The organism is Archangium violaceum, assembly GCF_016859125.1.
Taxonomy (GTDB): Bacteria; Myxococcota; Myxococcia; order Myxococcales; family Myxococcaceae; genus Archangium; species Archangium violaceum_A.
Genome location: NZ_CP069338.1, coordinates 3,820,045 through 3,843,980, shown reverse-complemented (window position 1 = coordinate 3,843,980; position 23,936 = coordinate 3,820,045). Strand labels below are relative to the sequence as shown.

General features: G+C 69.7%; 22 protein-coding genes and 2 pseudogenes. 16 read left to right on the top strand and 8 right to left on the bottom strand.

Going from position 1 to position 23,936, the window contains the following annotated elements; all coding sequences use genetic code 11:
* Nucleotides 1–6 precede the first annotated feature (6 nt).
* From JQX13_RS16550 to JQX13_RS16535, 4 genes are all read left to right on the top strand, one after another.
* Complete coding sequence (locus JQX13_RS16550; protein ID WP_203409971.1) at nucleotides 7–690, top strand: hypothetical protein; 684 nt, start codon at nucleotides 7–9, stop codon at nucleotides 688–690.
* 110 nt (nucleotides 691–800) lie between these two features.
* Nucleotides 801–1,772 (top strand): ArsA-related P-loop ATPase, encoded by a 972-nt coding sequence (locus tag JQX13_RS16545; RefSeq protein ID WP_203409970.1) that lies wholly within the window; start codon nucleotides 801–803, stop codon nucleotides 1,770–1,772.
* Nucleotides 1,769–2,887: an ArsA family ATPase gene (locus JQX13_RS16540; protein ID WP_203409969.1), complete on the top strand. Its 1,119-nt coding sequence runs from the start codon at nucleotides 1,769–1,771 to the stop codon at nucleotides 2,885–2,887. The genes JQX13_RS16545 and JQX13_RS16540 overlap by 4 nt, the downstream gene beginning before the upstream one ends.
* A 169-nt stretch (nucleotides 2,888–3,056) precedes the next feature.
* The gene (locus JQX13_RS16535; RefSeq protein WP_203409968.1) at nucleotides 3,057–4,220 is read left to right on the top strand and encodes a CBS domain-containing protein; all 1,164 of its coding nucleotides are present in this window, start codon (nucleotides 3,057–3,059) and stop codon (nucleotides 4,218–4,220) included.
* Nucleotides 4,221–4,284: 64 nt separating this feature from the next.
* Here the strand turns inward: JQX13_RS16535 and JQX13_RS16530 are convergent, their stop codons facing one another.
* Nucleotides 4,285–4,710, bottom strand: a complete 426-nt coding sequence (locus JQX13_RS16530) for a nuclear transport factor 2 family protein (RefSeq protein WP_203409967.1) — start codon at nucleotides 4,708–4,710, stop codon at nucleotides 4,285–4,287.
* Nucleotides 4,711–4,898: 188 nt separating this feature from the next.
* On the opposite strand from JQX13_RS16530, the gene JQX13_RS16525 reads away from it, so the two are divergent.
* On the top strand, nucleotides 4,899–5,057 hold the full coding sequence (locus JQX13_RS16525; protein WP_203409966.1) for a hypothetical protein: 159 nt from the start codon (nucleotides 4,899–4,901) through the stop codon (nucleotides 5,055–5,057).
* A 195-nt stretch (nucleotides 5,058–5,252) separates the two neighbouring features.
* On the opposite strand, the gene JQX13_RS54125 is transcribed toward JQX13_RS16525, so the two are convergent.
* Nucleotides 5,253–7,298: a LysM peptidoglycan-binding domain-containing protein gene (locus JQX13_RS54125; RefSeq protein ID WP_239014787.1), complete on the bottom strand. Its 2,046-nt coding sequence runs from the start codon at nucleotides 7,296–7,298 to the stop codon at nucleotides 5,253–5,255.
* Nucleotides 7,299–8,382: 1,084 nt separating this feature from the next.
* A complete protein-coding gene (locus JQX13_RS16505) occupies nucleotides 8,383–11,325 on the bottom strand; it encodes a PAS domain-containing protein (RefSeq protein WP_203409965.1) in 2,943 nt (980 codons plus the stop codon).
* A 199-nt stretch (nucleotides 11,326–11,524) separates the two neighbouring features.
* On the opposite strand from JQX13_RS16505, the gene JQX13_RS16500 reads away from it, so the two are divergent.
* Nucleotides 11,525–12,175, top strand: coding sequence for an SCO family protein (locus JQX13_RS16500; RefSeq protein WP_203409964.1), 651 nt, complete (start codon nucleotides 11,525–11,527; stop codon nucleotides 12,173–12,175).
* 145 nt (nucleotides 12,176–12,320) lie between these two features.
* Nucleotides 12,321–12,809 (top strand): hypothetical protein, encoded by a 489-nt coding sequence (locus JQX13_RS16495; RefSeq protein WP_203409963.1) that lies wholly within the window; start codon nucleotides 12,321–12,323, stop codon nucleotides 12,807–12,809.
* 23 nt (nucleotides 12,810–12,832) lie between these two features.
* On the opposite strand, the gene JQX13_RS16490 is transcribed toward JQX13_RS16495, so the two are convergent.
* Together JQX13_RS16490 and JQX13_RS16485 are read right to left on the bottom strand one after the other, a co-directional pair.
* Nucleotides 12,833–13,381 carry a Fis family transcriptional regulator gene (locus JQX13_RS16490; protein WP_343211098.1) on the bottom strand — a complete coding sequence of 183 codons (549 nt, stop codon included), beginning with the start codon at nucleotides 13,379–13,381 and terminating at the stop codon, nucleotides 12,833–12,835.
* Between the two features lie 132 nt (nucleotides 13,382–13,513).
* A complete protein-coding gene (locus JQX13_RS16485; RefSeq protein ID WP_203409961.1) occupies nucleotides 13,514–14,551 on the bottom strand; it encodes a protein kinase domain-containing protein in 1,038 nt (345 codons plus the stop codon).
* Between the two features lie 34 nt (nucleotides 14,552–14,585).
* Here JQX13_RS16485 and JQX13_RS16480 point away from each other — a divergent pair, with 34 nt between their 5' ends.
* From JQX13_RS16480 to JQX13_RS16460, 5 genes are all read left to right on the top strand, one after another.
* Entirely contained in the window at nucleotides 14,586–14,774 is a 189-nt protein-coding gene (locus JQX13_RS16480; protein ID WP_203409960.1) for a hypothetical protein, read from the top strand.
* A 372-nt stretch (nucleotides 14,775–15,146) separates the two neighbouring features.
* Nucleotides 15,147–15,344 carry a hypothetical protein gene (locus tag JQX13_RS16475; protein WP_203409959.1) on the top strand — a complete coding sequence of 66 codons (198 nt, stop codon included), beginning with the start codon at nucleotides 15,147–15,149 and terminating at the stop codon, nucleotides 15,342–15,344.
* A 91-nt stretch (nucleotides 15,345–15,435) separates the two neighbouring features.
* Entirely contained in the window at nucleotides 15,436–16,020 is a 585-nt protein-coding gene (locus JQX13_RS16470) for an AAA family ATPase (protein WP_239014786.1), read from the top strand.
* Between the two features lie 158 nt (nucleotides 16,021–16,178).
* Complete coding sequence (locus JQX13_RS16465) at nucleotides 16,179–16,415, top strand: hypothetical protein (protein ID WP_203409958.1); 237 nt, start codon at nucleotides 16,179–16,181, stop codon at nucleotides 16,413–16,415.
* Nucleotides 16,416–16,441: 26 nt separating this feature from the next.
* Nucleotides 16,442–16,939, top strand: coding sequence for a hypothetical protein (locus JQX13_RS16460; RefSeq protein ID WP_203409445.1), 498 nt, complete (start codon nucleotides 16,442–16,444; stop codon nucleotides 16,937–16,939).
* A 579-nt stretch (nucleotides 16,940–17,518) separates the two neighbouring features.
* Here JQX13_RS16460 and JQX13_RS16455 read toward each other — a convergent pair.
* On the bottom strand, nucleotides 17,519–18,463 hold the full coding sequence (locus JQX13_RS16455; RefSeq protein WP_203409957.1) for a LysR family transcriptional regulator: 945 nt from the start codon (nucleotides 18,461–18,463) through the stop codon (nucleotides 17,519–17,521).
* A gap of 112 nt (nucleotides 18,464–18,575) precedes the next feature.
* Here JQX13_RS16455 and JQX13_RS16450 point away from each other — a divergent pair, with 112 nt between their 5' ends.
* Nucleotides 18,576–19,181: a nuclear transport factor 2 family protein gene (locus tag JQX13_RS16450; protein ID WP_203409956.1), complete on the top strand. Its 606-nt coding sequence runs from the start codon at nucleotides 18,576–18,578 to the stop codon at nucleotides 19,179–19,181.
* Nucleotides 19,182–19,512: 331 nt separating this feature from the next.
* On the opposite strand, the gene JQX13_RS16445 is transcribed toward JQX13_RS16450, so the two are convergent.
* On the bottom strand, nucleotides 19,513–19,659 hold the full coding sequence (locus JQX13_RS16445; RefSeq protein ID WP_203409955.1) for a hypothetical protein: 147 nt from the start codon (nucleotides 19,657–19,659) through the stop codon (nucleotides 19,513–19,515).
* A 560-nt stretch (nucleotides 19,660–20,219) separates the two neighbouring features.
* On the opposite strand from JQX13_RS16445, the gene JQX13_RS16440 reads away from it, so the two are divergent.
* Entirely contained in the window at nucleotides 20,220–21,110 is an 891-nt protein-coding gene (locus JQX13_RS16440) for a hypothetical protein (protein WP_203409954.1), read from the top strand.
* Nucleotides 21,023–21,286 (top strand): annotated as a pseudogene (locus JQX13_RS56310) (IS66 family transposase); the annotation flags it as partial. The gene JQX13_RS16440 and the pseudogene JQX13_RS56310, both read left to right, overlap by 88 nt.
* A 193-nt stretch (nucleotides 21,287–21,479) precedes the next feature.
* On the opposite strand, the gene JQX13_RS16435 reads toward JQX13_RS56310, so the two are convergent.
* Nucleotides 21,480–22,553 carry a porin gene (locus JQX13_RS16435; protein ID WP_203409953.1) on the bottom strand — a complete coding sequence of 358 codons (1,074 nt, stop codon included), beginning with the start codon at nucleotides 22,551–22,553 and terminating at the stop codon, nucleotides 21,480–21,482.
* Between the two features lie 921 nt (nucleotides 22,554–23,474).
* Between JQX13_RS16435 and JQX13_RS16430 the strand changes: the two are divergent.
* Nucleotides 23,475–23,650, top strand: a pseudogene (locus JQX13_RS16430) (IS3 family transposase); the annotation flags it as partial.
* Nucleotides 23,651–23,936: the final 286 nt, after the last annotated feature.

Sequence of the window (23,936 nt, the reverse complement as noted above, 5' to 3'; positions counted from 1 at the left end):
CACCTCATGGACGTACCCAGGGAGTCACCTCACGTCTCCGTGAACAAGCTGGGGCGCTATCTCACGGCCACGCCCGCGCTGCGCAAGCGCCTCATCGACAACCAGAAGCACCCGCCCGACCCCCAGTACCTGCGCTATCCCGAGGCCTCCCAGGCCATCACCGACTTCCTGTGCCGCGGCCAGGACGAGGCCCTCCTGCGCCAGCACCAGCACCGGCTCGCCACCACCGTGTTCGCGCATGGGTTCGACGCGCACCGCGCCCAGCTGTGCATCGAGGCCATCGAGTACTACCGCCAGCTCCACCCGCGTCTGGGTCTTCACGACGTGGTGGCCAGCGAAGTGGGCCATGAGCCGCCCGCGCTGGAGATCGCCGGCGTCTCCATCCGCGTCTGGCCCCAGATGGTCCTGCAGACGGTGGACCGTCATGGCAACAACAAGGTGGGGGTGATGAAGCTGTATTTCTCCAAGCACCACCCGCTGGACGAGCGCTCCGGGCAGTACATCGCCACGCTGCTGCAGGCGTTCACCGAGCAGCACCTGTCGCTCCTGGGGCCGGTGGACCCGAAGCTGGTGCGCGTGGTGGACGTGTTCGCCGGGCGCGAGTACCAGCCGCCCAGGGCCCGCACGCGCCGTCTGTGTGACGTCCAACGGGCGTGCGAGGAAATCGCCGCCCGCTGGCCCGTGCAGTAACGGACGCTCGCCCCTGCCCACCTGGTGACGCGTTGCCGGGGGGTTCCCTTGTCGGAAGGGGGTCGCGTCGTTAAGACTTCATGTCCTGCACGACGGGAGGGGCGACGGCCTTGCTGGACGCACTGTGGGAAAGGCGGGCACTGCTCGTCTCCGGGAAGGGAGGCGTTGGCAAGACGACCCTGGCGGCGGCGCTCGCGAGGGCGGCTGTCACCGCGGGCCGCAAGGTACTGCTCGCCGAGGTGGAGGTGGCCCCCGAGGACAAGGACGTCCCCTCGCCGCTGGCCGCCCTGGTGGGAACGCGCGCCTCCGGCGCTCATGTCACCGAGGTGTCTCCGGGCCTCTCCTTCGTCCGCCTGTCCCCCATCGAGGGCCAGCGCCTCTTCCTCCAGGACGTGCTGCCCATTCGCTTGATGGCCGACGCCGCCATGCGCACCCGCGCCCTGCGCCGCTTCCTCGAGGCGGCCCCCGCGCTCCGGGAGATGGGCATCCTCTACCAGATGCTCCACTTCATCCGCCGCACCCGGCCGGATGGCACTCCCCTCTACCCGCTGTGCATCCTGGACCTGCCGGCCACCGGCCACGCGCTCGCCATCGCCGCGCTCCCGGACACGCTGCTGTCCGTCATGCCCGTGGGGCCCATTGGCCGCGCGGTGCGCGAGGGGCTGACGCTGCTGAGGGACCCCCATCTCACGGGCGCCCTGCTCGTCACCCTGCCGGAGCCGCTGCCGGTGAGCGAGACGTTGGAGCTGTCCACCGCCATCCAGCGCCACCGCATCCCCATCGCCGCGGGCGTGCTCAACCGCATGCCGGACAATCCCTTCTCTCCGGATGGCCGGGCCGCCGTGGAGCGGCTGCTGGATACCCACGGGCCGCACCTGGGACAGCGCGCGCTGGGGCGGTTGGACCGGGCCCGTGACGCGCAGGCCCGGCTGGCGGGAAACCTCCCGGCCCCGCTCCTCACCGTTCCCGAGCTGCCCGTCACGGGGAGGGAGCTGGTGGAGCGGATCGCCACGTACCTCGCACGTCCCACCCCCGCTTCCCCTGAAGCGCCCTCTCCCGGGCGCGCCGGAGCCCGGTCATGAGCAACCTCCAGTCGCTGCTGCGTGACAAGCGCGTCCTCGTGCTGTGCGGCGCGGGTGGCGTGGGAAAGACGACGACGGCGGCGGCGCTGGGCGTGGCCGCGGCGCGCGCGGGCCGCAAGGTGCTGGTGCTCACCATCGATCCGGCGCGGCGGCTCGCCGAGGCCATGGGCATGCCCGAGGGCGGCCCCGAGCCCACCGCCATTCCCCCCGAGCGCCTCTACGAGGGCCGCGAGCCCGGCCCGGGCCAGCTCGACGTGTGGATGTTGGACCCGCGCGTCGTCTTCGAGCGCTTCGTGCGGCGGCTGTCTCCCACGCCCGAGGCGGCGCGCACCATCCTGGAGAACCGCCTCTACCGCTTCCTGTCGGACCTGGTGGCGGGCATGCAGGAGTACGCCGCGGCCGAGGCCCTGGACAACTTCCTGGACGAGGGCCGTTACGAGCTCATCGTCCTGGACACGCCGCCGAGCCGCCACGCGCTGGACTTCCTGGAGGCGCCGGGCCGGCTGGCGCGCTTCCTGGATGATCGCATCGTCTCGCTCTTCCTCCCGGAGGAGAAGGGACGCGGGGGCCGGCTGTGGCGCAAGACGTCACAGCTGCTCGGCAACGTGCTGGGGAGCATCTTCGGCGAGGGCTTCACCCAGGAGATGAGGGCCTTCCTGGGCGCCTTCAGCGGGCTGTTCTCGGGCATCCGGCTGCGCGCGGATCGGCTGCGCTCGCGGCTGTCCTCGCCGGACTCGGCCTTCCTGCTGGTGACGTCGCCGGAGGCGGCCTCGCTGGACGAGGCGGCCTTCTTCCGGGACATGCTGCACGAGCGGGGACTGCCCTTCGCGGGCTACGTGCTCAACCGCAGCTGGGCGCGCGAGGACGGGCTGTCGTCCCCCGAGGCGCTGCTGCGGCACGTGGAGGACGACCACACGGCGCGCCACGGGGTGGAGGCGCTCATCCGCCTGGCCGACCAGGAGCGCGCCCGTGCCGAGGCCCACCGGGGCATGCTCGCGCGGCTCGAGGAGAAGCTGCCCGCGGGCGCCGTGGCGGTGGCCGCTCCCGAGGCCGGTGGCGAGTTGGAGGACTTCGGCGGCCTGGTGCGCCTGGGCGAGGCGCTCGCGCCCTCGTGAGCGCGGCGTCGGCCACCGGGCAGTCCGGGTGTCCGGTGGCTGTCATCCGGTGAGGGGGGCCATGCCCTCGGGCCGACAGGAGGGTGCGCTCCACCCACCCGGGCCCTTGGACGAAGCCGGGCCCGTGCCGAGCCTTGGGCACTACTTCCGACCGCAGGAGGTCCCACCCATGGCTCAGAGACACACCGAGGATGGCCGGTCCAATGGCATTCCCAGTGGCATGCCCAACGCTGGAGAGCGCGAGCGCGAACGCCGCGCCGCGGAGGCCCCGCCGGGCTCCCGCGAGCGCTCCGAGTCCGACGTCACCGGCTGGAGCAACGAGCGGGACGAGCCCCCCGAGGTGCGCCAGGGCCGCTTCCACCGCGCCGCCCAGCTTCGCATGGCCCAGCCGCGAACCGAGGAGGGAGGCCCTCCGCCCCAGGACGACACGCGCGACGACGTGGGCCCCCAGCGGCACCACCTCTTCGGCCGGCGCCGCTCCGCCGAGCGTGTGGAGCGCGCCCACCCCGCCCCCCAGGGCCCCTATGGCCGGGATGATCGCGCGGTGGATGATGCCGCCGGGATGGGACCGGGGCCGCGGATGGGCGAGCAGGACCGGTACCACTCGCTGGACGCCGACAAGCCGCACCGGGAGTACCGTGAGTGGGAGCGCACCGGCACCGGGCCGCAACGGTCCGTCGACGAGGAACGCGGCCCGCGGGGTGGAGAGCGCGTGTCCCGCGAGGTGCGCGGCGGCTACGAGCAGCGGCGGCACGAGGAGCGGGAGTGGGAGGATCGCCCGGGGCAGCGGGGAGGCACGGGTGAGGTGTACTCGGGGCTGGTGGGCATGGGCCAGCCGGTGCCCTCGCGTGACGAGACGCGGCGCCGGAGCCGCTGGAAGCGCGAGCCGCTGACGGCCCGGGAAATCATGACGCGCCACGTGAAGGGCGTGCACCTCGACAGCAGCCTGCGCGAGGTGGCGCGCGTCATGAAGGAAGAGGACTGCGGCATCGTCCCCGTGGTGGACGAGCGCGGGCGGCTGTGTGGCGTGCTCACGGACCGGGACCTGGTCATCCGCACCCTGGCCGAGGGGCGGCCGCCGGACAACATGGTCGCCCGGGACATCATGACGGACGACGTGGAGGCGGTGACGCCGGACGAGGACATCCACAGCATCATCGCGCTGATGGGCCGCCGCCAGGTGCGCCGCGTCCCGGTGGTGGAGCGGGATGATCGGCTGGCGGGCATCATCTCGATGGCGGACATCGCCACGCGCGCCGACTACGACGAGGAGCTGCAGGAGGCGCTGGACCGCATCTCGGCGCGGCGCTCGTTCTGGAGCCGGCTCTACTAGTTCCCTCGGTCTGGGGACATGCGCTGACAACTTTCCCTCTCCCCTCGGGAGAGGGAGCATCGGCTCAGGCTGGCGCGGTGGCTGGTGCCTCCGAGCGCCTCGCGTTGCCCTGCGACAGCTCCAGGCCCAGCACCCGCGGGTCGAAGTACGCGTAGAAACGCGCGATGCGGTCGCCATCCCACTCGACGATGGAGACACCCCCGTAGTCCACCGCCGCGCCGTTGTGCGCGGTGCCGTTGGACTCCCACTCCAGCGCCACGCGGTCACCCGCTTCGATCATGTTGCGGAAGGTGGACTTCACCTGGCGCAGCATGCCCTTGTACTCGCGCCAGAACTGACGCGCTCCGTCCTTCCCGTGGAAGGTGCGGTGGGCGGCCACGTTGCTCACCTGCGCGTCATCACTGAAGAGCTCCACGAGGGGCTCCAGGTCGCCGCTCTCCTCCAACTTCGCCAGTGCGTCCACGAAACGCTGCGCTCGCTCCATCGCCATGGGGGCTCTCTCCGTCTGCACGAGGGTCCTTATGAGTCGGAGGGTGCTCACGGGCTTCACGCGGTGCCTCACCCTCTGGCTGTCCGCTCGGCTGGCGGCCGGAAGTGTCGGGCATCGCCCGCGAGGCGAGGAGCGGACGGCCAGGGGTGTCTCCCGGCCCGGGTTCCGCACTGGTCTCGGAAGCCGCCATGGAACGCCTCCAGCAAGTTCCGCCCGCCGCCCATGAAGGCACCGGGTCGGTCCCCTCCCTGCCAGCCGTGGAATCCCGGCCCATTCCCGTGCGCGAGCGGCTGAAACCGCTGCTCGACCCGGGGGTGACGGCCGCGGAGGTGGACGCGTTCCTGTGATGGTGGGGCTGACGTGTCTGTACCTGACGCTGATGGAGCTGCCCGAGGGCTTCTGGATGTACAGCGAGGAGCGGCTCATGGCGCCCGTGCCCGGACCCCTGAAGAAACGAAGGACCGCGCCCGGGTCACGGACGCGGTCCTCGGGTCTCCCCCCGTCTGGGAAAAGGGGGAGAGCCGTGCCGAAAAGAGAGTGGATCAGCTGAGCACGCCGAGCGCGCGATGGTAGTAGGCCTCGCGGCTGGCGAGCCCGTTGTAGCCACCGTTGATGCGGCGGGTGACCTCGCGGAAGTTGCCCGCGTCCGCGTAGCTGTTCAGGTTGCGGCTGTTCCAGAACCAGGCGGCGGTGCGGAAGCCCACGTCCGGATCGGCGGCGCGCTTGGGGTTGTTCTCCAGGTCGATTCCCAGCGCCTGGCCCGCGGCGCGGTAGTTGGCGCGGCCGGTGAGCTGGATGGGACCACGGCCCTTGAAGCGCACGCCGTCGCCCGGCTGCGTGTTGCCCAGGTCCCTGCGGCCCTCGTAGGCGGCGCCGGAGGCGATCTCCTCCATGTAGCGGAACTCACCGCTCTCGTGCGCGAGCTGCGCGAGGAAGGCGGCCTGGCGCTTGGGGGTGTTGATGCCGGCCTCGGCCATGGCCCTGTTGAGGTGGGGCAGGTACTGCTCGGCCTTGGCCTGCGACAGGTTGGGCATGATCTTCCGCAGCTGCGCGAGCGACACGCCGCCCGAGGAGCCACCGGGCTCGGTCGGGCCGACAACGGGGCCGGGGCCGGAGGAGCCGCTGGCCTTGGCGCCGAGCTTCTCGAAGGCGGCGCGCGTCCTGGCACCGTAGACACCGTCGGCCGAGAGGCCATGGGCACGCTGGAACGCCTTGAGGGCCGACTCGGTCTTGGGCCCGAAGGTGCCCGGGCCGGTGTTCATCTCGGCCTGGGTCATGTGGCCCGCCTTCACCAGGGCGGACTGGAGCTTCCTCACCGCCTCGCCGCTCTCACCGCGACGCAGGGTCTCGGTCGGCACGCTCACGCCATTCAGGGAGCCGCCACCCGTGGAGGGGTTGGAGACCACCGGAGCCCCGCCGCCGGCCGGCGCCGTGCCCGGGTTGGGGTTGCCACCGGAGAACGTCACCAGCTCGCCGGTGCTCTTGTAGCCCTTGGGCCCGCCCACGAGCCGGTTGCCCTGGAGCTTGAGGGCGATCTCCTCGCCGGTGGCCGGATCATTGGCGTAGTAGGTGTCGCCCTTGCGGTGCGTGACGGTAATCCAGTGGTCGGTGCCGTTGCCGCCACCGTTGGAGCCGGCCTTGTAGTCCACGCCGATGACGACGGGGCGGCCGGCGTCGATCTGCTTGTTGATGGTGCCCAGGCTCCAGCCGGGCTTGCTGGCGCCGAGCCCCGCCATCCTGGCGGCCTGACCCCAGACGATGGCGTTCCCCGAGTAACCACCATTCTTGTCCAGGTACGCGTCCAGCTCGCCCGGGTTGATGACCTGGCCGGAGATCTTGCTGATGGCCATGGCGGTGGACGCCATGGCGCAGCCGGCGGCGGAGATGCTGCTGCCCGAGCCCAGGGCGCGGCCGCCCCACTGCGCATCGCCCTGACGGAACTTGGGGGTGCCGTCGGCGGAGACGTTGAACGTGCGGCCGTCATCATCGCGCACGGGGCCGCGAACGCCGCCCGTACCACCGGAGCCCCCCGTGGAAGGCGTGGGATCGAAGCCGTCGGAGGAGTTGCCAGGCCTGGAGGTCGAGGAGCCCCCGCCGCCGGGGATGGTCAGCTTCTGCCCGACGGAGATGCGGTTGGGGTTGCTGATGTTGTTGGCCTTGGCGAGCGTGTTCACGCTGGTGCCGAAGCGCTTGGCGATCTCACCGAGGGTGTCCCCGGAGCGCACGGTGTAGCTCCTGGCGGACGAGCCGCTGGCCTGGGTGCTCGAGCCGCCGGGGACGTTGAGCTTCTGCCCGACGAAGATGCGGTTGGGGTTGCTGATGTTGTTGGCCTTGGCGAGCGTGTTCACGCTGGTGCCGAAGCGTTTGGCGATCTCACCGAGGGTGTCCCCGGAGCGCACGGTGTAGCTCTTGGCGGACGAGCCGCTGGCCTGGGTGCTCGAGCCGCCGGGGACGTTGAGCCTCTGGCCGACCTGGATGTTGTTCGGGTTCTTGATGTTGTTGCTCTTGGCGAGCGCGTCCACCGAGGTACGGAATTTCTTGGCGAGCTCGGACAGAGTGTCGCCACGACGAACGGAATAGGTGCTCACGGTGGGCTCCGGGGGGGAGGAGGGGGGGCCTGAATCTCTGGACCCATTCTCGCAGCGGATGAGAAATGGTTGCGTGGGCCCCGAAAAAAACCGGCGCGTTCCGCTTTCAGTGCGTGAACGGGCCCGGAAAAACGGGAGCGGACGCACTCGGAGAGCGGGATCCCCCCAGCGGTTTCTCAAACCTCCTCGTCGAACACACAGGCCCAGCGCGTGCCGTCCCGGAGCCGCTCGCACTTCTCGCCCGGCCCGCAGGAGCCCGGAGAGTCCGGGTGACAGGCGCGTACGCAACGCCGTCGTTCGAGCACAGGAGCTCACACCGCATCCAGACCCTTCCCGCCCTTTCCGGCGGGGCGCGCGTCTCACAGACGTGCGCCTCGGGGCAGGGGGACCGCTGGCAGTTCGTCCCATGGACCACGGCGCAGACCGAAGCGCCCTGGCTGGAGCGGATACAGGCCTGACCAGGAGGACAGCCTCGCGCCTCGCACGTGGGAAGACAGGAGGAGCCGTCGGGACCTCCCTCCCGAGGGCAGGCAGAAGAAGCCCTCGGAGCAGCTCCCCGTCACCTCTGGCTGACAGGGCCGCCCACACCAATCGTTGCAGAGCAATCCCGGAGCACAGGCGCTCGCATGCGTTCCCGACAGCGGCTCGCAGCCCTCGCCTTCCCGCCGATCTCCCTCCAGCGCGCATCGCCTCAGGAGCTCGCCGCCCCAGGTGCTCTGGGCCCCGCAGGCGAAGCCCTCTCCGCATTGGGAATCCGTCACACAATCACTGTCGGCGCAGTAGAGCCCCTGGACCTTCTTGTCGAAGACGCAGGCGAGAGGGGGCTCACAGTCACTGAGAGCATCGGCACCGCCTCTTCCCGCGCGGGAGACAGGCGCGTGAGCGGCACGAGCCAGTTGCTGGCGAGGAGGGCCATGAGCGGCGCGGACAGCAGCAGCCCCGCCACGACCGCGACCAGGAGCCGTCTCCTCACCCGTCTTCCTCCAGGGCTTCTCGGCACTGCCGCTCGCACTCCTGGAGCTTCTTCGGGTGACAGATGGACTGGAGGGTTTCCGGCTCGCGGTCCGTCAGCTTCAACGGCGCCTCACCCCGTCCGCGCGCCCGCGTCGTCGCGCCCGGCGAGCCGCGCCACCGCCTCGATGAGCGTCGCCGGCTCCAGCGGCTTGGCCAGGTGCACCTGGAAGCCCGCGCGGTAGGCCCGCCGCGCGTCCTCCGCGCCCGCGTACGCCGTGAGCGCAATCGCTGGCACCCATTGGTCACTCGCCTCGGCCCAGGCCCGCACCTTCCTCAGCAGCGCGTGCCCGTCCTCCCCCGGCAGGCCGATGTCCGACACCAGCACGTCCGGCATCGCCACCTTCAGCCGCTCCATCGCCTCGGCCGCGGTGCTCGCCGTGTCCACCACCGCGCCCCGCTCGCGCAGCATGAGGGCGATCAACTCGCGCGCGTCCGCCGCGTCCTCCACCAGCAGCACCGACACCCCGTCCAGCTTCACGCCCGGCACCTGGGCCTCCGCGCCCGGCAGGGCCTCCGTGCGGACCTCGGGCAACACCGCCGGCACCGGCAGCAGCACCGTGAAGGTGGCGCCCTTCCCCTCCCCCGCGCTCTCCGCCCGCACGCTCCCCCCGTGCAGCCCCACCAGGTGGTGCACGATGGCCAGGCCCAACCCCAGCCCGCCGTGCTCGCGCGTCGCCGAGCCATCCGCCTGCCAGAAGCGCTCGAAGAGGTGCGGCAGCCAGTCCGCGCGAATCCCCTTCCCCGAGTCCGTCACCCGCACCCGCAGCTCGCGCTCGTCGCGGTCCACCCGGATGAGCACCCGCCCTCCCGCCGGAGTGAACTTCACCGCGTTCACCAGCAGGTTCCAGCACACCTGCTGCAACCGCCCCGGGTCCCCCACCAGCATCGCCGTGCCACTGCCGCCCACGTCCACCTCGAGCGACAGCGACACCCCCTTCTGCTCCGCGTGCGGCCGCACCACCTCCACCGCCGCCTGCACCACCCCCACCAGCTCCACGCCCCGCCGGTGCAGCGTCAGCTTGCCCGTGATGATGCGCGACACGTCCAGCACGTCTTCAATCAGCTGCGCCAGCGTGCGCGCGTTGCGCTCGATGACGGCCAGCCCCTTCTCCACCGCCCGCGCGTCGTTCTGCCGGCTGCGCAGCATCTGCGTCCAACCCAGCACCGCCGTCAGGGGCGTGCGCAGCTCGTGGCTCATCACCGCGAGGAACTCGTCCTTGGCGCGGTTGGCCGCCTGCGTCTCCGCCATCAACCGCGTGTTCTCGATGGCCACCGAGGCCATGCGCGCCAGCTGCACGAGGATGGCCTCGTCCTCGGAGCTGAAGTCGCCCTCGTGGCGATCCGACAGCTGGATGAGGCCCAGGTTGCGCCCGTCACGCCCCACCAGCGGCGCCGCCAGCCAGCCCCGCAGCGGCGGATGCTTCGTCGTGTGCCGGCCGAAGCCACGCCAGGCCGGGTGCGATTCCAGCTCCGCCTGCGTCAGCCGCATGGGCAGGTTCAGCCGGCACACCCACGAGTAGATGCCCGTGCCCTCCGGCGGCTCGCTCCAGTCCCGCCACGCGGCATACCTGTCCGACACGGACGAGGCATGAATGGCCCGCGCCCAGTTCCCCTCCAACGTCAGGCTGGTGAAGGCCTGGTGCGCGCCAATCACCTCGCGGGCCTGCTCGGTGATGGCCTTGAGCACGTGCTCGATGGAGTCCGCCTCGCTGATGACGAGCGCGGCGCTGGCCAACCCCTGCAACTGCACGGAGTGGCGCTGCTCGCGCGCGAGCAGACGCTCCAGCTCGGCCTCGCCCTGGCGCTGGCGGGTCACATCCCGGTGGGCGCCCACCCACTCGCGCACCGAGCCGTCCTCCTCCAGCACCGGCACCGCGCGCGCCAGCATGTGGCGGTACGTCCCATCCAGGTGGCGCAACCGGTGCTCCAGGTGGAAGGGCGTGCGCGTGGAGAGCGCCTCCTCCCAGGCCCGCACGGTGCGCTCCCGGTCCTCCGGGTGCACGGCGTCCAACCAGCCCCAGCCGAGCAGCTCCTCGCGCGTCTGCCCGGTGAAGGCGCTCCAGCCCGGCAGCTCCTCGACGAACTCGCCCGAGGGCGGCGTGGCCCAGATGATGTCCGACGTCGCCGTCACCAGCGAGCGGAAGCGCTCCTCGCTGTAGCCCAGGTCTCGCGCCAGCGCCTCCGCGGTGCGGCGCGAGCGCACCAGGTCCGTCACGTCGTAGGCGAAGATGGCCACGCCCTCCACCCGCCCGGCGGCGTCGCGCTGCGGGTGGTAGGCGATGTCGAAGTACATCTCCTCCGACTGCGCGGTGCCCGGACGCGGCACCCTCACCGACCGGGCGCGCCCCACGTACGGGTTGCCGGAGGTGTACACCTTGTCCATCACCTCGAAGACGCCCTGGCCCTCCAGCTCGGGCAGGGCCTCGCGCGCGGCCTGGCCCACCATGTCCCGGCTCCCATGGAAGCGCCGGTGCAGGAGGTTGGAGAAGACGAAGCGGTGCTCGGGGCCCCGGGTGATGCAGACGGAGGCGGGCGCCAGCATCAGCATCTCCTGGAAGCGGGCGCGCTCGTCCTCGACGGCGGTGCGCGCCGCCTGCTCCGAGGACAACAGCCGCACCCGCTCGTTCTCCGCCAGCCGCCGCTCCGTCACGTCCCGGCTGAAGACGACGAGCCCCTCGCCCGAGGGGAACGCCCGCGCCTCCAGCCACACGCCCGCGGGCCCGAAGAACTCCTCCAGCGACACCAGCGTGCGCACCTCCATGGCGCGGCGCCAGGCCGGGGCGAAGGCGCTCTCCGCCACCTCCGGCAGCGCCGTCCACAGCTCCTGCCCCAGCAGTTGCTCGCGCGAGCGGCCCAGCAGCCGCTCGAACACGGCGTTGAGCCACACCAGCCGCCAGGCCCCATCCACCACGAGGATGCCGTCGGTGACGCCATCGAGGAGCGGATCGAACCCCGAAGGGCCCCGCGGCTCCGGCCCCCCAGTCGGAGTTCTTGGCGTCTCGAGTTTGGCCATGGATGAGGACTCCAGGCTTACCAGAGCGCTCCGACCGCCGCTCGCGAGGGCACCCGGACTGTTCGGCGCAGACCTCTCCGAGGTAGGAGTAGCGAACACCCGGGGGAGCGTGAAGCCGCCCGGGGAGGAAGGAAGCGGCCCGGGGACGCGCGGCCTTGTGCATCCCCGGCGCATCCGTTAGCAGTCGGACCCTTACCCCATGTCCACCGACGTCCAGACCTCGTCCGTCCCCGCGCCGCGCTCCGCGAACCGCTTCCTGTGGGTGGCCCTGGCCTCCGCCGCGTGCCTGTTGGCGCTGGTGGTGGGCCTGTTGCGCCCCCGGCAGGAGACGCTGGAGCGCTACGGCCGGCTCCCGGCCTTCTCCTTCACGCGCCAGGACGGCCAGCCCTTCGGCTTGAAGCAGCTCGAGGGCCGCCCCTGGGTGGCCAACTTCATCTTCACCCGCTGCCCCACCATCTGCCCCGTCTTCACGCAGAAGATGGCGCGCCTGCAGAAGCAGACGGCGGACATCGGCGGCGAGCTCGCGCTCGTCTCCTTCTCGGTGGACCCGAAGTACGACACCCCCGAGCGCCTCACCGCCTACGCCGCGAAGCACGGCGCGGACCCCGCCCGCTGGAGCTTCCTCACCGGCGACTACGAGCAGCTCAAGCAGACCGTCGTCGGCGGCTTCAAGATGGCGATGGGCCGCGAGGGCGATGACGAGAACGACATCGCCAGCATCTTCCACGGCTCGCACTTCGTGCTGGTGGACCGCACCGGCGAAATCCGCGGCTACTACAACAGCGAGCACGACGACGACGTGGAGCGGCTGCGGCGCGACGCCGAGCGGCTGGTGCGCAGCGGCGAGTAGCCTCCCCGACACGGCCATCACCCCACGGGGAGGGGAGCGGACAGACAGGCAGGCAGGGGCGAGGCCGCCCATGACGCGGTGCTCCCAACCGCGAGGCGCGTGCATACCTTGGCCGGAAAGACACGGCCATAGGGAAGGGATGCACATGGTGACGAACGCGACGCGCCTGGTGGACAGGTTGAAGGGAGCGGCGGTGCGGATGGGCACCGAGGGGGTGCGGTACGTGGTGGAGGGCACCATCACGGCGGTGAAGGTGATGGACCGGCTCCAGGAGCTGCTGCCCAGGCAGGAGCAGGTGGTGCGGGTGGCGCGGGTGAAGCTCCAGGAAGAGCCGGAGCTGGCCCGTCCCGTCCCCGCGCGGCCCGAAGTGGAGCCCATGCCCTCGCCGGTGCGCGAGCAGGCGCAGGCCACCGCGGAGCGCGTGCTGGAGGAGGCGCAGGCCGTGCAGGAGCGCATCAAGAAGGCGCGGCCGGCCCGCAATCCCCTGAAGGTCTCCGTCGAGGCGGACGCCGAAGCGCCGAAGCGCCGGACCCGGAGCCAGGGACGCAAGACGACGGCGTCGGCCACGGCGCCCAAGCGCGCCGCGGCACGGAAGGAAGGCTTCAAGGCCAAGCGCGGGCAGAAGCACGACTGAGGCGCCCGCCCCGCGCGCGCCCGTTACCTGCGCGTGACCTTGGGCGAGGTGGCGCGAGGGGCCACCTTGCTGCGCATGCGCGACGCGCTCTTCACCGAGATGCCGGCGGCCTTCATCTTCGCGGCCTTCTCGGCGGCGAGCCGCTCGGCCTCGGCCTTGCGGGCGGCCTCCTCGGCGGCGAGCTGCGCGCGGCGCTGGGCAATCACCTCGCGCATGCCGTCCACGGAGAGGTCCACCTGCGCCAGGTGCAGGCGGTAGAGCAGATCCTCACGCAGGGTGCCCCGGCTGCGCGCGTGCTCCACGGCGCCCGACAGGCCCACGACGATCTTGGGCCGCTCCTCCTGCGTCTGGAGGCAGCGGACGATGAGCCCCTGGGCGATGAAGCTGATGCGCGCCACGTCGGGGATGAACACCACCCCGCGCGTCTTCTTGAGGGCCTCGCCGACCTGCTCGGTCTGGCGGACCTCCACCAACGGGCCCTCCTGGAAAAAGTTCCTCGCCGCCGCCGCCGCCCACGTGCGCCGCTCGTCCTCCGTGCCTCCGCTCAACAGCACCGAAGCACGGTTCGCCACGAGTTCCTCTTCGCGATACCCACGCGGTGTCAAAGGCAGACCTCCCCCGTCTGACAGCTTTGGACAAAGCCTAATTCAAAACGGGTTTCCCGTCGAACCCCGCAAGCGCTCCCGGGCCGGAATTCCGGCTTCTCAGGCGGCGGACAGGGGATTGGCCTCCCACGGGGATACCCGCCAGGTGACCTCGCGCTCCAGCCACCCCAGCTCCGTGGCCACCCCTCGGCCCTCCCGGATATGGGGGCGCAGGGCCTCGCGAAGCCCCGCGGCGGTGGAGACCGGCCCCGAGGGCTCGCAACGCAGCGCGTCACGTATCACGTCCCCCAGCCCCGACGGCAGCCGGAGCCCACGCAACCGCCGGTCCACCTCCTCCGGGGGCAGGCCATGCCTCCACGTCGAGGCGGAGTCGAGCCCCCAAAGTGGTTGGCCCACCAACATCTCCAGCAGCACCACCGCCAGGGAGTAGAGGTCCACGCGGCACGCCGGGAGCTCCCGGAAGCGCGGGGCGGAGGGGGCGTACAGAGAAGCCCGGCACAGGTCCGTCCACTCCCTGCGGCGCTCGTAGCGCCCCACCCGCCGGGAGGCGCGCGTGCCGAAGCCCACCAGCTTCACCCGGCCGTCGGGGCAGAGCCAGATGAGCGAGGGGGAGATGTCCCCGTGACCGAGCGCCCAGCACCACCCGCGCGAGTCCGACCGGGTGTGCAGGTGCTCGAGGGCATCGGCCACCTGCGCGGCGATGTCACACGCGGCGGCCACCGACAGCGGCTTGCGCTCCAACACCGCGGAGAGCTTCAGCACCGAGGCCAGGGAGCGGCCCCCCACGTACTCGAGCACCGCGTAGGGCCGCTCCAGGTGGGACCGCTGCGGGAGGAGGACGAACTGACGCATCTGGAGCAGACCGGGGTGCGTCAGGCCCAGGGCGTGCTTCGCCTCCCACACGAGCTCCCGGAGCCGGCGGCTGTCGACGGAGCGGTGCAGCCGCTCGATGACACACAGGCCCTCGGGGCCCGGGACGTGCTCGAACCGGGCGAGCATGAGTTGCTCCTCCGTCTCGCGAGCCCCCAGCGAGCCGAGGGCCTCGTAGACGAGGCTCCCCAACGCGAAGAAGTGGCGGCGCCGGGTGAAGGGGAGGCGGAAACGACGGACGGGGGGCAGCTCGTGCAGGAAGCTCATCACGGGGGAGACTTCTTACGTCATCTCGCGCCGCGTGTCCTTTGAGGTGGGCGCCGCGGATGACCTGTACGCGCTGGGGGTGAGCCCGTACCGCGCGGCGACGGGGCACTACCCCTTCCCGCCCGAGCGGCTGGAGGACCTGCTGGGATTCGCGATCGCCGTCCAACGAGCACCCGCCGAAGAGGCCGGAGGAGCGCTACCGGGACGGCGCCGAGCTGCATGACGCGCTGATGGCGGCGGCGGCCTTCGGCGGACGGGCCCAGTGGGAGGCGAGCCTCTTCGAGTGGGAGGAACTTCCAGCCAGGCGGGAGGGAGAAGCACCAGGGAGACGCATCCAGAGGCCGGCCTTCCCCACGAAGCGGGTGACACTTCCCGCGCCCCTCGTGAGGCTCGCGACGGGAGCGTCCTCCCTGAGGAAGAGGAGAAGGGAAGGAGCGGAGGTCCCAGCCACCGGGGCACACCCGCGGCGAGGCCTCGCGGGTTCGGGGTGGATGCTGGGAGCGGGGTTGGGGCTCGGCGTGGTGGTAGCGGAAGAACGCGCAGCAGGGAGCGACGGGCAACACCTCGAGTAGCGCGCCCTCCCCTCCAGGCCGTCATGTTCCGTTTCCTCCACCGCCTCTTCAACGGAGAGAACATCGTCCTCCAGAGGCTCGGAGGAAAGCTCATCTTCAATGCGGACTCCAGCTATTGGGCCGATGAGAACTGGCTGCAAAGCAGGCTCACCGTTCCCTTCGAATGCTGTAGAACGCTGAGCGGGCCCATCGACTGCCTCTTCACCCCGCATCGCTGGTGATTCCCCAGTGGCTTGACGGACGAACCCGCTCTTCCGTGTGATTCCAGAGGGATGGCTCGCGACGCCGTCTGTCCCGGTGGGGAACTCGGAGGTGTTCGTCTTCCAGGCTGACGCCGTATCGGTGCAACTGATAGAGCGCTCATTCATGCGAATCGCTGTATCCGGTACTCATCGCGCGGGGAAATCCACTCTCATCGACGAGTTGTCCGACCGCCTCCCCTCCTATGTGACGGTGGATGAGCCGTACCACCAGCTGGAAGAAGAGGGGTACGGGTTCGCGGAGACCCCGTCGGTCGAGGATTTCGAAGAGCAGCTCGCACGGTCCATCGCCAACCTGGACGAGGGTCCTCGCGACGTGTTGTTCGACCGATGTCCGGTGGACTTCATCGGATACCTGTTGGCCCACGAGGACCGCGACGCGTTCGACCTTGACGCGTGGCTCCCGCGCATACGCGGAGCCCTCCAGAAGCTCGATTTGATCGTCCTGGTCGGGATCGAGCGGCCGGACCGGATCGCGCTCTCCGCCTCGGACGACGAGGAGCTGCGCCTGGCTGTCGACGAGAAGCTGAAGGAACTCCTCCTCGATGATCCTTACGCCTTCGAAGTGGAGGTGCTCGAGGTCGAAGGTGCTCCAAGAGCGCGTGCGAAGCAGGTTCTCGAGCACCTTTCCTACTGACACGGCCATGCCGTTGCACGGCGTGGCTACGTCCCCTCCGCGCTCGGCCCTGGCACCCGCACCGGCAGGGAGTGGCTGGTCTCGGTGCCATCCCCGCATCTCTTCTTCACCGGGCTGGACTGCGAGAAAAAAGCACATCCCTCGCCCTCTCCGAAGCGTTGAAGGAAGCTCGCAAGACGCAGGAGGGGCAGGTCATCGAGCTTCCACCCGAACACCAGGCCCTTCCCCATCCCGGCCTCGCCGATGGACTCTTCTCGGGTGCCGTCAAGGAAGGCACGAGCGGATACGCGCTCTGGCGCAAGGCGGGTGGTATCGAGTTCCCCAGCACCGGACAGACACCCGAGGGTCTCAGTGCCGGCATGCACGTCTTCACCCCCAGATCATCGCCCTCCTGATGCCAAAGCGCCCCAGATACCCACTCGTGGCCGCTGGATTCATCTTCGCGGCGGCAGGAGTCTTCGCGCTCAAGTACGGATTCGAGGCTTCCTACATGATGCAATGCCAGAAACTCACCCAGAAGCAACTCGAGGCGGCGCGCACCCATTTCGACCAACTCCATCGGTATGTCCTGAGTGACAAAGGACGCTCCTCCGTACAGTTTCAGTTCAACCTGAGTCCCATGGTGGTGGGCGAATCGCTCTTCGCCATCTATTCCAACCGGACGCTGACAACCGTCTACCTCGGGCCCTATCAGCCCCAGCTCACCGTGGAGATCGACGACAACCTCACCTCGGACAAAGGCTACGATCAGCTCGAGTTCCGGCTCCTCCAGCTCGAGAAGATGCAGGGCTGCCTGTGGGCGAACGAGCAGGACGAGCCCTACTGGCAACCGGGAGCACGGATCGCCATCGAGTTCCTGAGGGCGCAGGTGCTCGATGAGAACGAGCTTCCCAAGCGCTTCGACGTCACCATCCGTTGACGGGCGCGACGTGACGGAGCGAGGACACGGTGCTACACCCCCGCGCCCTCAATCCATGTCCACACCCGAGGAATCTCCTCCACCCTCTTCCTGGATGGCGCGATGAACAACGAAGAGTTGCTGAAGAAGGCACTACACGTGGCCAGGGAAGCGGGCCTGCTCCTGCTTCGCAAGCATGGCTCCGTGCTCCCGTTCGGGAGCATAGGCGGCATGGGAGCCCTGTCGCGGGGGAGGGCCGGGGTAGGTGGTCGTCCAGGAGGGCCGCGCGACACGCATTGGACGGTGCCCTGGGTGAGGTACGCCAGCACCCGCTGCCTTCCTCCGCACCTCGGGCAGGAGAAGACGTCCACTGCGAACGACTTGCGTAACAACCCCGCCCAATCCAGCCTCCGGGCGCGCTGACGCTTCCGGCACATGGTCCGAGCTGCCTCATCTGACGCAGGTGCCTCCTCCTCGCCCGGGGCCGCCGCTGCGGAGAGTGCTCGTGCTGATGGGCGTGAGGTTGACGCAGAAGGCGCACGTGCGGCCTTCGCCCGCGCCACCGTTGCCAGGGGAATCGGGACGGCAGGCGGCGTAGGTTCAAGAACGACGTCGGCGTGAGCGTTGCGCCACGGGCTCCCGGGCGCGGGGGTGATGCAGGCGCAGCGCGGCGAGAAAGGCCTCCAGCGGAGGTTCTGGCTCCTCCGCGCGTGTGGCCACCGACCAATCCAGCCAGAGGCCCTTCGGACCGAGGCTCACCGCGTGCAGCTCCCCGTTGGCGAGGGCCGGTTCCGCGGACCAGCGTGGGGCGAGGGTGATGCCCAGGTTGGCGCGTGCCAACTCCAGGGGCGCGCCGCCCGTGAGGGGAAGGGCCGTCACCCGGCGGGGGAGGATGCTGCCCGCCTCGGCGAACGCGCGCGCGACGAGGCTGTCGCGATGGAACGTTCCCGCCTCGGCCCAGACGTGTTGATCGGCGAAGGCGCGGAGTTCGACCGCCTTCTTCGCGCACCAGGGATGCCCCCTGCCGACCAGCGCAACCAGCTCGTCCCGGAACAGCGGCTCCAGGCGGACGCGTGGAGCGTTCCTGATTTCTCCCGCGACGAGCGCGACATCCAGTGTGCCTTGGACAATCCACTCGCAAGGCGAGGCCGCCGCTTCGGGGACCACCGTGACTTCGATGTCGGGACAGGTCCGTGCGAAGTCCTTCAGGAGGTCGGGAAGCCAGCGGTAGGAATGATGGCAGGCCGTCGTCAGTCGCAGCGTCCCCGTGGCGCCATTCAGCAGCCGGCGTGCCTCCGCTTCCGCGCGGCCCAGCTCCCCCAGGACGGAGCGGGCGACCTCGGTGAGATGGCGCCCCGCGGCCGTCGCCACCAGGCGCCTCCACCTCCTTTGGAAGAGCGCACCGCCGAGCCGTTCCTCCAGGTCGCGGAGCTGCAGGCTGAGGGCTGAAGGCGTGAGGTGCAGCCGCCGGGCGGCTGCATTCAGGCTCCCGGTCTCTTCGAGGGCGACGAGCAGCAACAGGTGGCGTGTTTCGAAGGCGGACACGGCGGTCACCTAAGCACGACTCAACAAATCGCCGAAAACAATTCGCTGCACTGATGTCATCCACCAGCGCATGGTGTCTCGACTTCCTCTTTCGACACCTCTGGAGAGAACCATGAGAATCCAAGCTGCGCTGCGGTGCCTGGTGACATCCCTGATGACCTTCGACTGCACGGGATGCGCTCATGGCGGCGCGCACGAGACTCGGTCGGTGAGTGGTGTGGGGCCGACCGCCGAGCTGATGGAGCAGGTCGCCATCCGGGAGCTCCTCGACCGGTCGAGTGATGCCATCAATCATCAGGACTGGACAGCGCTCATGGCCATGTTCACGGAGGACGCGGTCTGGGAGCGACGGCCGCCCACGGCGTGGCGCATCGAAGGGCGCGAGGCCATCAGGGCATTTCTCGCGCGGAACTCCGACAAGGTGGACGTGGTGTCGTACACGGTCTCCGCCACCGCCATCCACGTGCAGGGGCCGGAGCACGCCTCCGCGCGCTCCACGCTGGTCGAGCTGCTCCGGTTCATGGACACCGGCCGAGGCCTGCGCATCATCGGCACGTATACCGATGAGTTCGTCAAGAAGGATGGGCGGTGGTGGTTCAAGCACCGCACGGGCCATCCCCGCTACGAGGATGAGGTCCCCGGTCCCACGCGCATGCTCGACGGCGATGCGTCCCCCGCCTCCGCGACCGAGAGCATCCGCCCTCCGACGCCCGAGTGAGGCGCTGATCCGTTCCCGCCTTGGCGTAGACTCACCGGATGCTTCGTCCGGGAGGGGCGAAGGGGACCTGGTCTGTGTGCAACCGCTGCCTGGGATCACCTCCCCGAACGCGGTGGCCCCCGCTCCGGGGCTCGCCGCCAATCGTCCGCGAGGGCCAGTTCGTTCACGTCGCCATGGGAACCCTCGTCGATGCGCCCACCCTCCGCCCGACCGAGCACATCTTCGTTGGCTCGAAGGCACCGTGGTTCACGATACCGATGACCTGCCACAAGACGAGGAACACGTCACGACAGCCGGGCCCGATGACGCATAGTCCATGGCGCCGGTGGAATCAGTGCGGAGGTGCGTCTCTCCCGGTGCGCCCGATGAAGACGAAGAGCGCCGCGACGACACCTCCGACGACGGCCGCCACCGGGCCGATGAACGCGCCGAAGCTGGCGCCGAGGATGGTGCCGATCAGCCCCAGCGGTCCGTGCATTCCCTCCCGGATGTGTCCATGAGTGTTGACGCGCAAGCTGGTTGATGGGCGCGTGAGCGAGCTGGGTGATGGGCATCACGCCGGTGGAGGTTCACCACGGCGGGTGATGGGAAGGCGACGAGCCGCCACCCGGGAGAGTGGCGGCCCGCCGCATGCAAGGCATCAGGAGGAGGAGACCTGGTGGTTGAGGACACTGTGGTGAGCGACCACATGATGCCCCGGCGCACTGGGGTGGAGCTGCTCCGGACGCTGCGGGCCGACCCGCTTTAAGCACGGTCCCCCTCCTGCTCTTGAGCGCCGCGCACCCCACGGGCTGGAAGAGGCCGATGCCTTCCTCTCCAAGCCCGTGGATCTCGACACCTTCGAAGCCGCAGTGCTGAAGGTGTTGCGCTCGCGTCCCGCTTCAGGAAGGTAGTGTCAAAGGACTCGCAACGGGGGTCTTGAGCCAGAACGGAACTGGGCGTGGACGGGTAACCGACCGCTCCTCGATTCTTTCCGAGGACTTGGAGCTGGCCCACGGGGTGCATCCTGGCCCGGCGGACCGTACGCAGGGGATGGGGATGGGCTGGCCGTTGAGGATGTTCCAGGAGGAGGGTCTCTATTTCGTCACGTCCAGGTGCTTCCAGGGACGGCTGTTGCTGCGCCCGAGCGCGGAGGTGAACGAGGTAGTGGGAGGCGTGCTGGCGCGAGCCGTCCAGCAGAGTTCCGGCACCATACGGCTGCACGCCTTCACCTTCGCATCCAATCACTTCCACCTGCTGGTGTGGGGTGCCGCGCTCGCCTCCTTCATGCAGTACTTGCGCTCCAATCTGTCCAGGAAGGTAGGGAGGCTGGTGGACTGGAGCGGCGGTTTCTGGGAGAGGCGTTACTCGGCGGAGCCGGTGCTGGACAATGAGGCGATGGTGGGCCGGCTTCGCTACGTGCTGGCCCATGGAGTGAAGGAGGGATTGGTGGAGAGGAGCGCCGAGTGGCCGGGCCTCACGTGTCTGCCACAGCTATCAGGGCCAGCGCGGCGACTGTTCCAGTGGTTCAGCTGGACGAAGCGCTGGAGCAGGCGGGGCAGCGAGGACATGGCAGGAGCACAGGGGCGTTTCGCGGAGGAGTGGGCCGAGCCGGTGGAGTTGGAGGTGGCGCCACTGCCGTGTTGGGAAGGGCTGGGGGAGGAGGGGCGGCAGCGTGCGGTGCGGGGACTGGTGGAGGAGGTGGAATCCGAGGCTCGCGCACCCCAGCACCCGCATACCCGGCCCGAGCATCTCAAACGTAGCCCGCGGCCGTTGGGGCATGCCTCCACGCGCCAGGCGCTGAGGGAGTTGCGCGAGCAGTACCGTGCCTTCATCGCGGTGTTCCGAGAGGCGGCGGCTCGGTGGCAGCGGGGGGACTTTTCGGCCCCCTTTCCGCTCTACTCCTTCCCTCCGCGTGTCATGCCGGGTCGCGTCGCTCGAATTCTTTGACACCCTCTCGGCACGCGGCGCTGCTGACGCGGGAGATTCTGGGCGGGGACGAGACGCGCTGGCCGCTGCCAGGCAGCAAGAGCCAGACGCGCAGGCACGCCTGGGCGCTGTGCGCTCCGGACGCGGTGGTGTACCGGATACAGGAGGGCCGGGACACCGAGGCCGCGCGCAACATGCTCCAGGATTTTGGCGGAATCCTCATGGTGGACGGGCTGAGCACCTACGAGACTCTGAGTGACATCGGCAAGGCGATGGGCCTGCCCTCCTCCAGTACCAGCTTCACCGCACCGGCCTTGAACTCGGGGTTCCACTCCCAGCCATCGAACACCCTTCCATCACACCGGTGGTGTCCACGGAAGCGGGGGAGGCTCAGAAGCTTCCCTGGAAGGCCAGCACCAGTCCCTCGGTTCGCTCACGGGCGCCGAAGCGCTCGCGGCGGGCGAGGTACTGGAGCTGCGCACGCAGATGTTCCTCCACCAGCGGCACGTTCAGCCCGCCGCTGAGCAGGAGTAGATCCTGCTCATCCCGGCGCACCCGGTCGCCATCGAAGAGCTCGCCGCGGGCCACGACTTGGACGGGGCGGCCCCAGACGGGGAAGGCATACCCCAGCTCGAGGTATCCTCCGCACCGGTCTGGGGAATCCCCGGTCCGGCCCCGGGCGCAGATCACCTCCACGAGCGCGCTGGCTCCCCGCCAGACCCCCAGCAGGTCCGCCGAGAGGCCCTCGCCAGGGTCGTTCCCGCCCTCCTGTCGAAACGCGCTCAGCCCGAAGGACACCCCGCTCCCCGAGAGCTCCTGCGGCGAGGGAAAGGTCCAGGGGGCGAGCTCCACTCTCGCCCCGAACATCACCCCCCGGTCGAGATTTGCCATGGCGAAGCCCGGTGTCCCGTTCATCACGCTCACGAGATAGGTCAGACGGTCTCCAGGAAGCTTGCCCCCGAGCACCAGGCCCAGCCTGCGCGCCGGCGTGAGCTCGGTCACGGTGAAGGGGCGCTCCACCATCGAGAGCTGGCTCGAAGGCGCCAGGGCCGAGCGGGAGAAGGGTGGCTTGAGCGTCCCCAGCGCGACCTCCAGCCCCTTCCAGATCTCGAACGCGAGCTGCGCGTCAGCGATCGTCCCCTCGATCTCGGGGTCCGTTTCGAGCAGGTTGGCAGTGAGCAGCAGTTCGACGCGGGGGCCGATGAGTGTGCTCACTCCCAGGCGCGCCCTTCGGATCCGAAACCCTGGCGCGGTGGCGGCATCTCCCCCCTCCGCATCCACCCCCCGGGAGGCGAGCGGCGCCAGCTGAATCTGGGTCAACGCCCCCAGGGCCACCGTCACCTGTTCGGTCTCCACCACCCTCACCGAGGGAGAGAGATCACGGGAGGCGACCGTCTGGCGCTCCACCGTATCCTCCTGCGCCTGCACAGGGCCGCTCACCAGCGCTGCCAGGCAGATGGCCAAGGCTACGAGGTTTCTCTCCAAGAGCCCCTCCGGCTGTGCACATCTCAGCGGCCCCAGGCCTGCTCAGCAAGCCGAATTCCTACGGGAGTCGGGGGACGGACGGTTCCGGTGTTCACTCCAGCATGTCAATGACACGGAGACCCGGGGATGCCTCTTGCTCGTGCCGCCAGCGCCTGCCCGCCAGCGGCGGGACCCTGCCTCTTCCTCGGAGTGGCCCGGAGTTGGCCCGTAGTGGACCTGGGGGGACTCTGAATGGTCCCTGGACCGCCCCCCCCACACACCGGGGAGATTTCCGCGAGAGGCATCTGCGAAAGGCCCGCTCGAAAGTTTCCACCCCCAGCGCTTCCGATGGTCGCCGCCAGAGAAGAGGGTGCGCACGCACCCGCCCGCGCAGCTGGAGGTACTTCGGGAGTAAAGGACGGGCTCTCCTCCGGCTCCGGTCTCGCCCCTGCTTGGGGGACCAGAAATAGCCGCGGTTGCGCGCCTGGTGTTACCGAGCACGCTGGATGAGGGAGAAGTGGGCCTGGGTGAGCAAGCAGAATGATGGAGAGGCCCCCGGGCGTGGCCAGGATTCCATCAGCAAGCCCGGCGAAAAGGGAGGAGGGAGAGGGTCGTCCGAGGAGGCCCGCTCGTCGCGCTCCAGGCACACCCCTCCCCTGCGCAGGCGACCGGTCGCCTTGGGCTCCGCCAGAGAGTGCATCCCTCTGCCGTGCGTCACTCCCACAGCGCCTGCTGCTCTGGCCCCCTGGCAGGTGCCTGGGGTGGGAGCATCTCGGGCAGGAGAAGACGTCCACTGCGAACGACTTGTGTAGCAACCCCGCCCAATCCAGCCTCCGGGCGCGCTGACACTTCCGGCACATGGCCCGAGCTGCCGCATCTGCAGCGGGTGCCTCCTCCTCGCTCGGGTCCGCCGCTGCGGAGAACTGCTGGGACAACGCCGTGGTGGAGAGCTTCTTCAGCAGCTTGAAGCTGGAGCTCGTCTATACCAGCGACTCGTCACGCGCGAGCAGGCCCGCACGGCGCTCTTCGAGTACATCGAGGTCTTCTACAACCGCCAGAGGCGGCACTCGTCACTGGGCTATACGTCAGCCCCATGAGCTTTGAGCTTGCTCCTCCATGAGCCGCCGCGACTCCTCCGCTACGTCCAGCAGCCGCGCCTCGTACCCCCGTTGAGCGTCGACCCACTCCGGGCGACGGTCGATCTCCGACCCGGCCGCCACGACTCTCGCTCTCTGCCGCGAAGGAAGAGGCCGTGAGGACGATCCTGGCCTATGTGCACTCCTGAGAGACCTGGGCGGGCTGACAATCCGACCGGGCCGGGATTGCGGAGCATAGGAGAAATTGGGGCGCTGCTGAGGGGGGCAGGTGCAGAGGGGCCGAGGA

Excerpts from the sequence above, each read along its gene's own strand:
- JQX13_RS16550 (WP_203409971.1), top strand. The coding sequence starts at position 7 with ATGGACGTACCCAGGGAGTCACCTCACGTCTCCGTGAACAAGCTGGGG.
- JQX13_RS16540 (WP_203409969.1), top strand. The coding sequence starts at position 1,769 with ATGAGCAACCTCCAGTCGCTGCTGCGTGACAAGCGCGTCCTCGTGCTG.
- JQX13_RS16535 (WP_203409968.1), top strand. The coding sequence starts at position 3,057 with ATGGCTCAGAGACACACCGAGGATGGCCGGTCCAATGGCATTCCCAGT.
- JQX13_RS16530 (WP_203409967.1), bottom strand. The coding sequence starts at position 4,710 with ATGGCGATGGAGCGAGCGCAGCGTTTCGTGGACGCACTGGCGAAGTTG.
- JQX13_RS16525 (WP_203409966.1), top strand. The coding sequence starts at position 4,899 with ATGGAACGCCTCCAGCAAGTTCCGCCCGCCGCCCATGAAGGCACCGGG.
- JQX13_RS16505 (WP_203409965.1), bottom strand. The coding sequence starts at position 11,325 with ATGGCCAAACTCGAGACGCCAAGAACTCCGACTGGGGGGCCGGAGCCG.
- JQX13_RS16500 (WP_203409964.1), top strand. The coding sequence starts at position 11,525 with ATGTCCACCGACGTCCAGACCTCGTCCGTCCCCGCGCCGCGCTCCGCG.
- JQX13_RS16495 (WP_203409963.1), top strand. The coding sequence starts at position 12,321 with ATGGTGACGAACGCGACGCGCCTGGTGGACAGGTTGAAGGGAGCGGCG.
- JQX13_RS16485 (WP_203409961.1), bottom strand. The coding sequence starts at position 14,551 with ATGAGCTTCCTGCACGAGCTGCCCCCCGTCCGTCGTTTCCGCCTCCCC.
- JQX13_RS16475 (WP_203409959.1), top strand. The coding sequence starts at position 15,147 with ATGTTCCGTTTCCTCCACCGCCTCTTCAACGGAGAGAACATCGTCCTC.
- JQX13_RS16450 (WP_203409956.1), top strand. The coding sequence starts at position 18,576 with ATGAGAATCCAAGCTGCGCTGCGGTGCCTGGTGACATCCCTGATGACC.
- JQX13_RS16445 (WP_203409955.1), bottom strand. The coding sequence starts at position 19,659 with ATGCACGGACCGCTGGGGCTGATCGGCACCATCCTCGGCGCCAGCTTC.
- JQX13_RS16440 (WP_203409954.1), top strand. The coding sequence starts at position 20,220 with ATGGGCTGGCCGTTGAGGATGTTCCAGGAGGAGGGTCTCTATTTCGTC.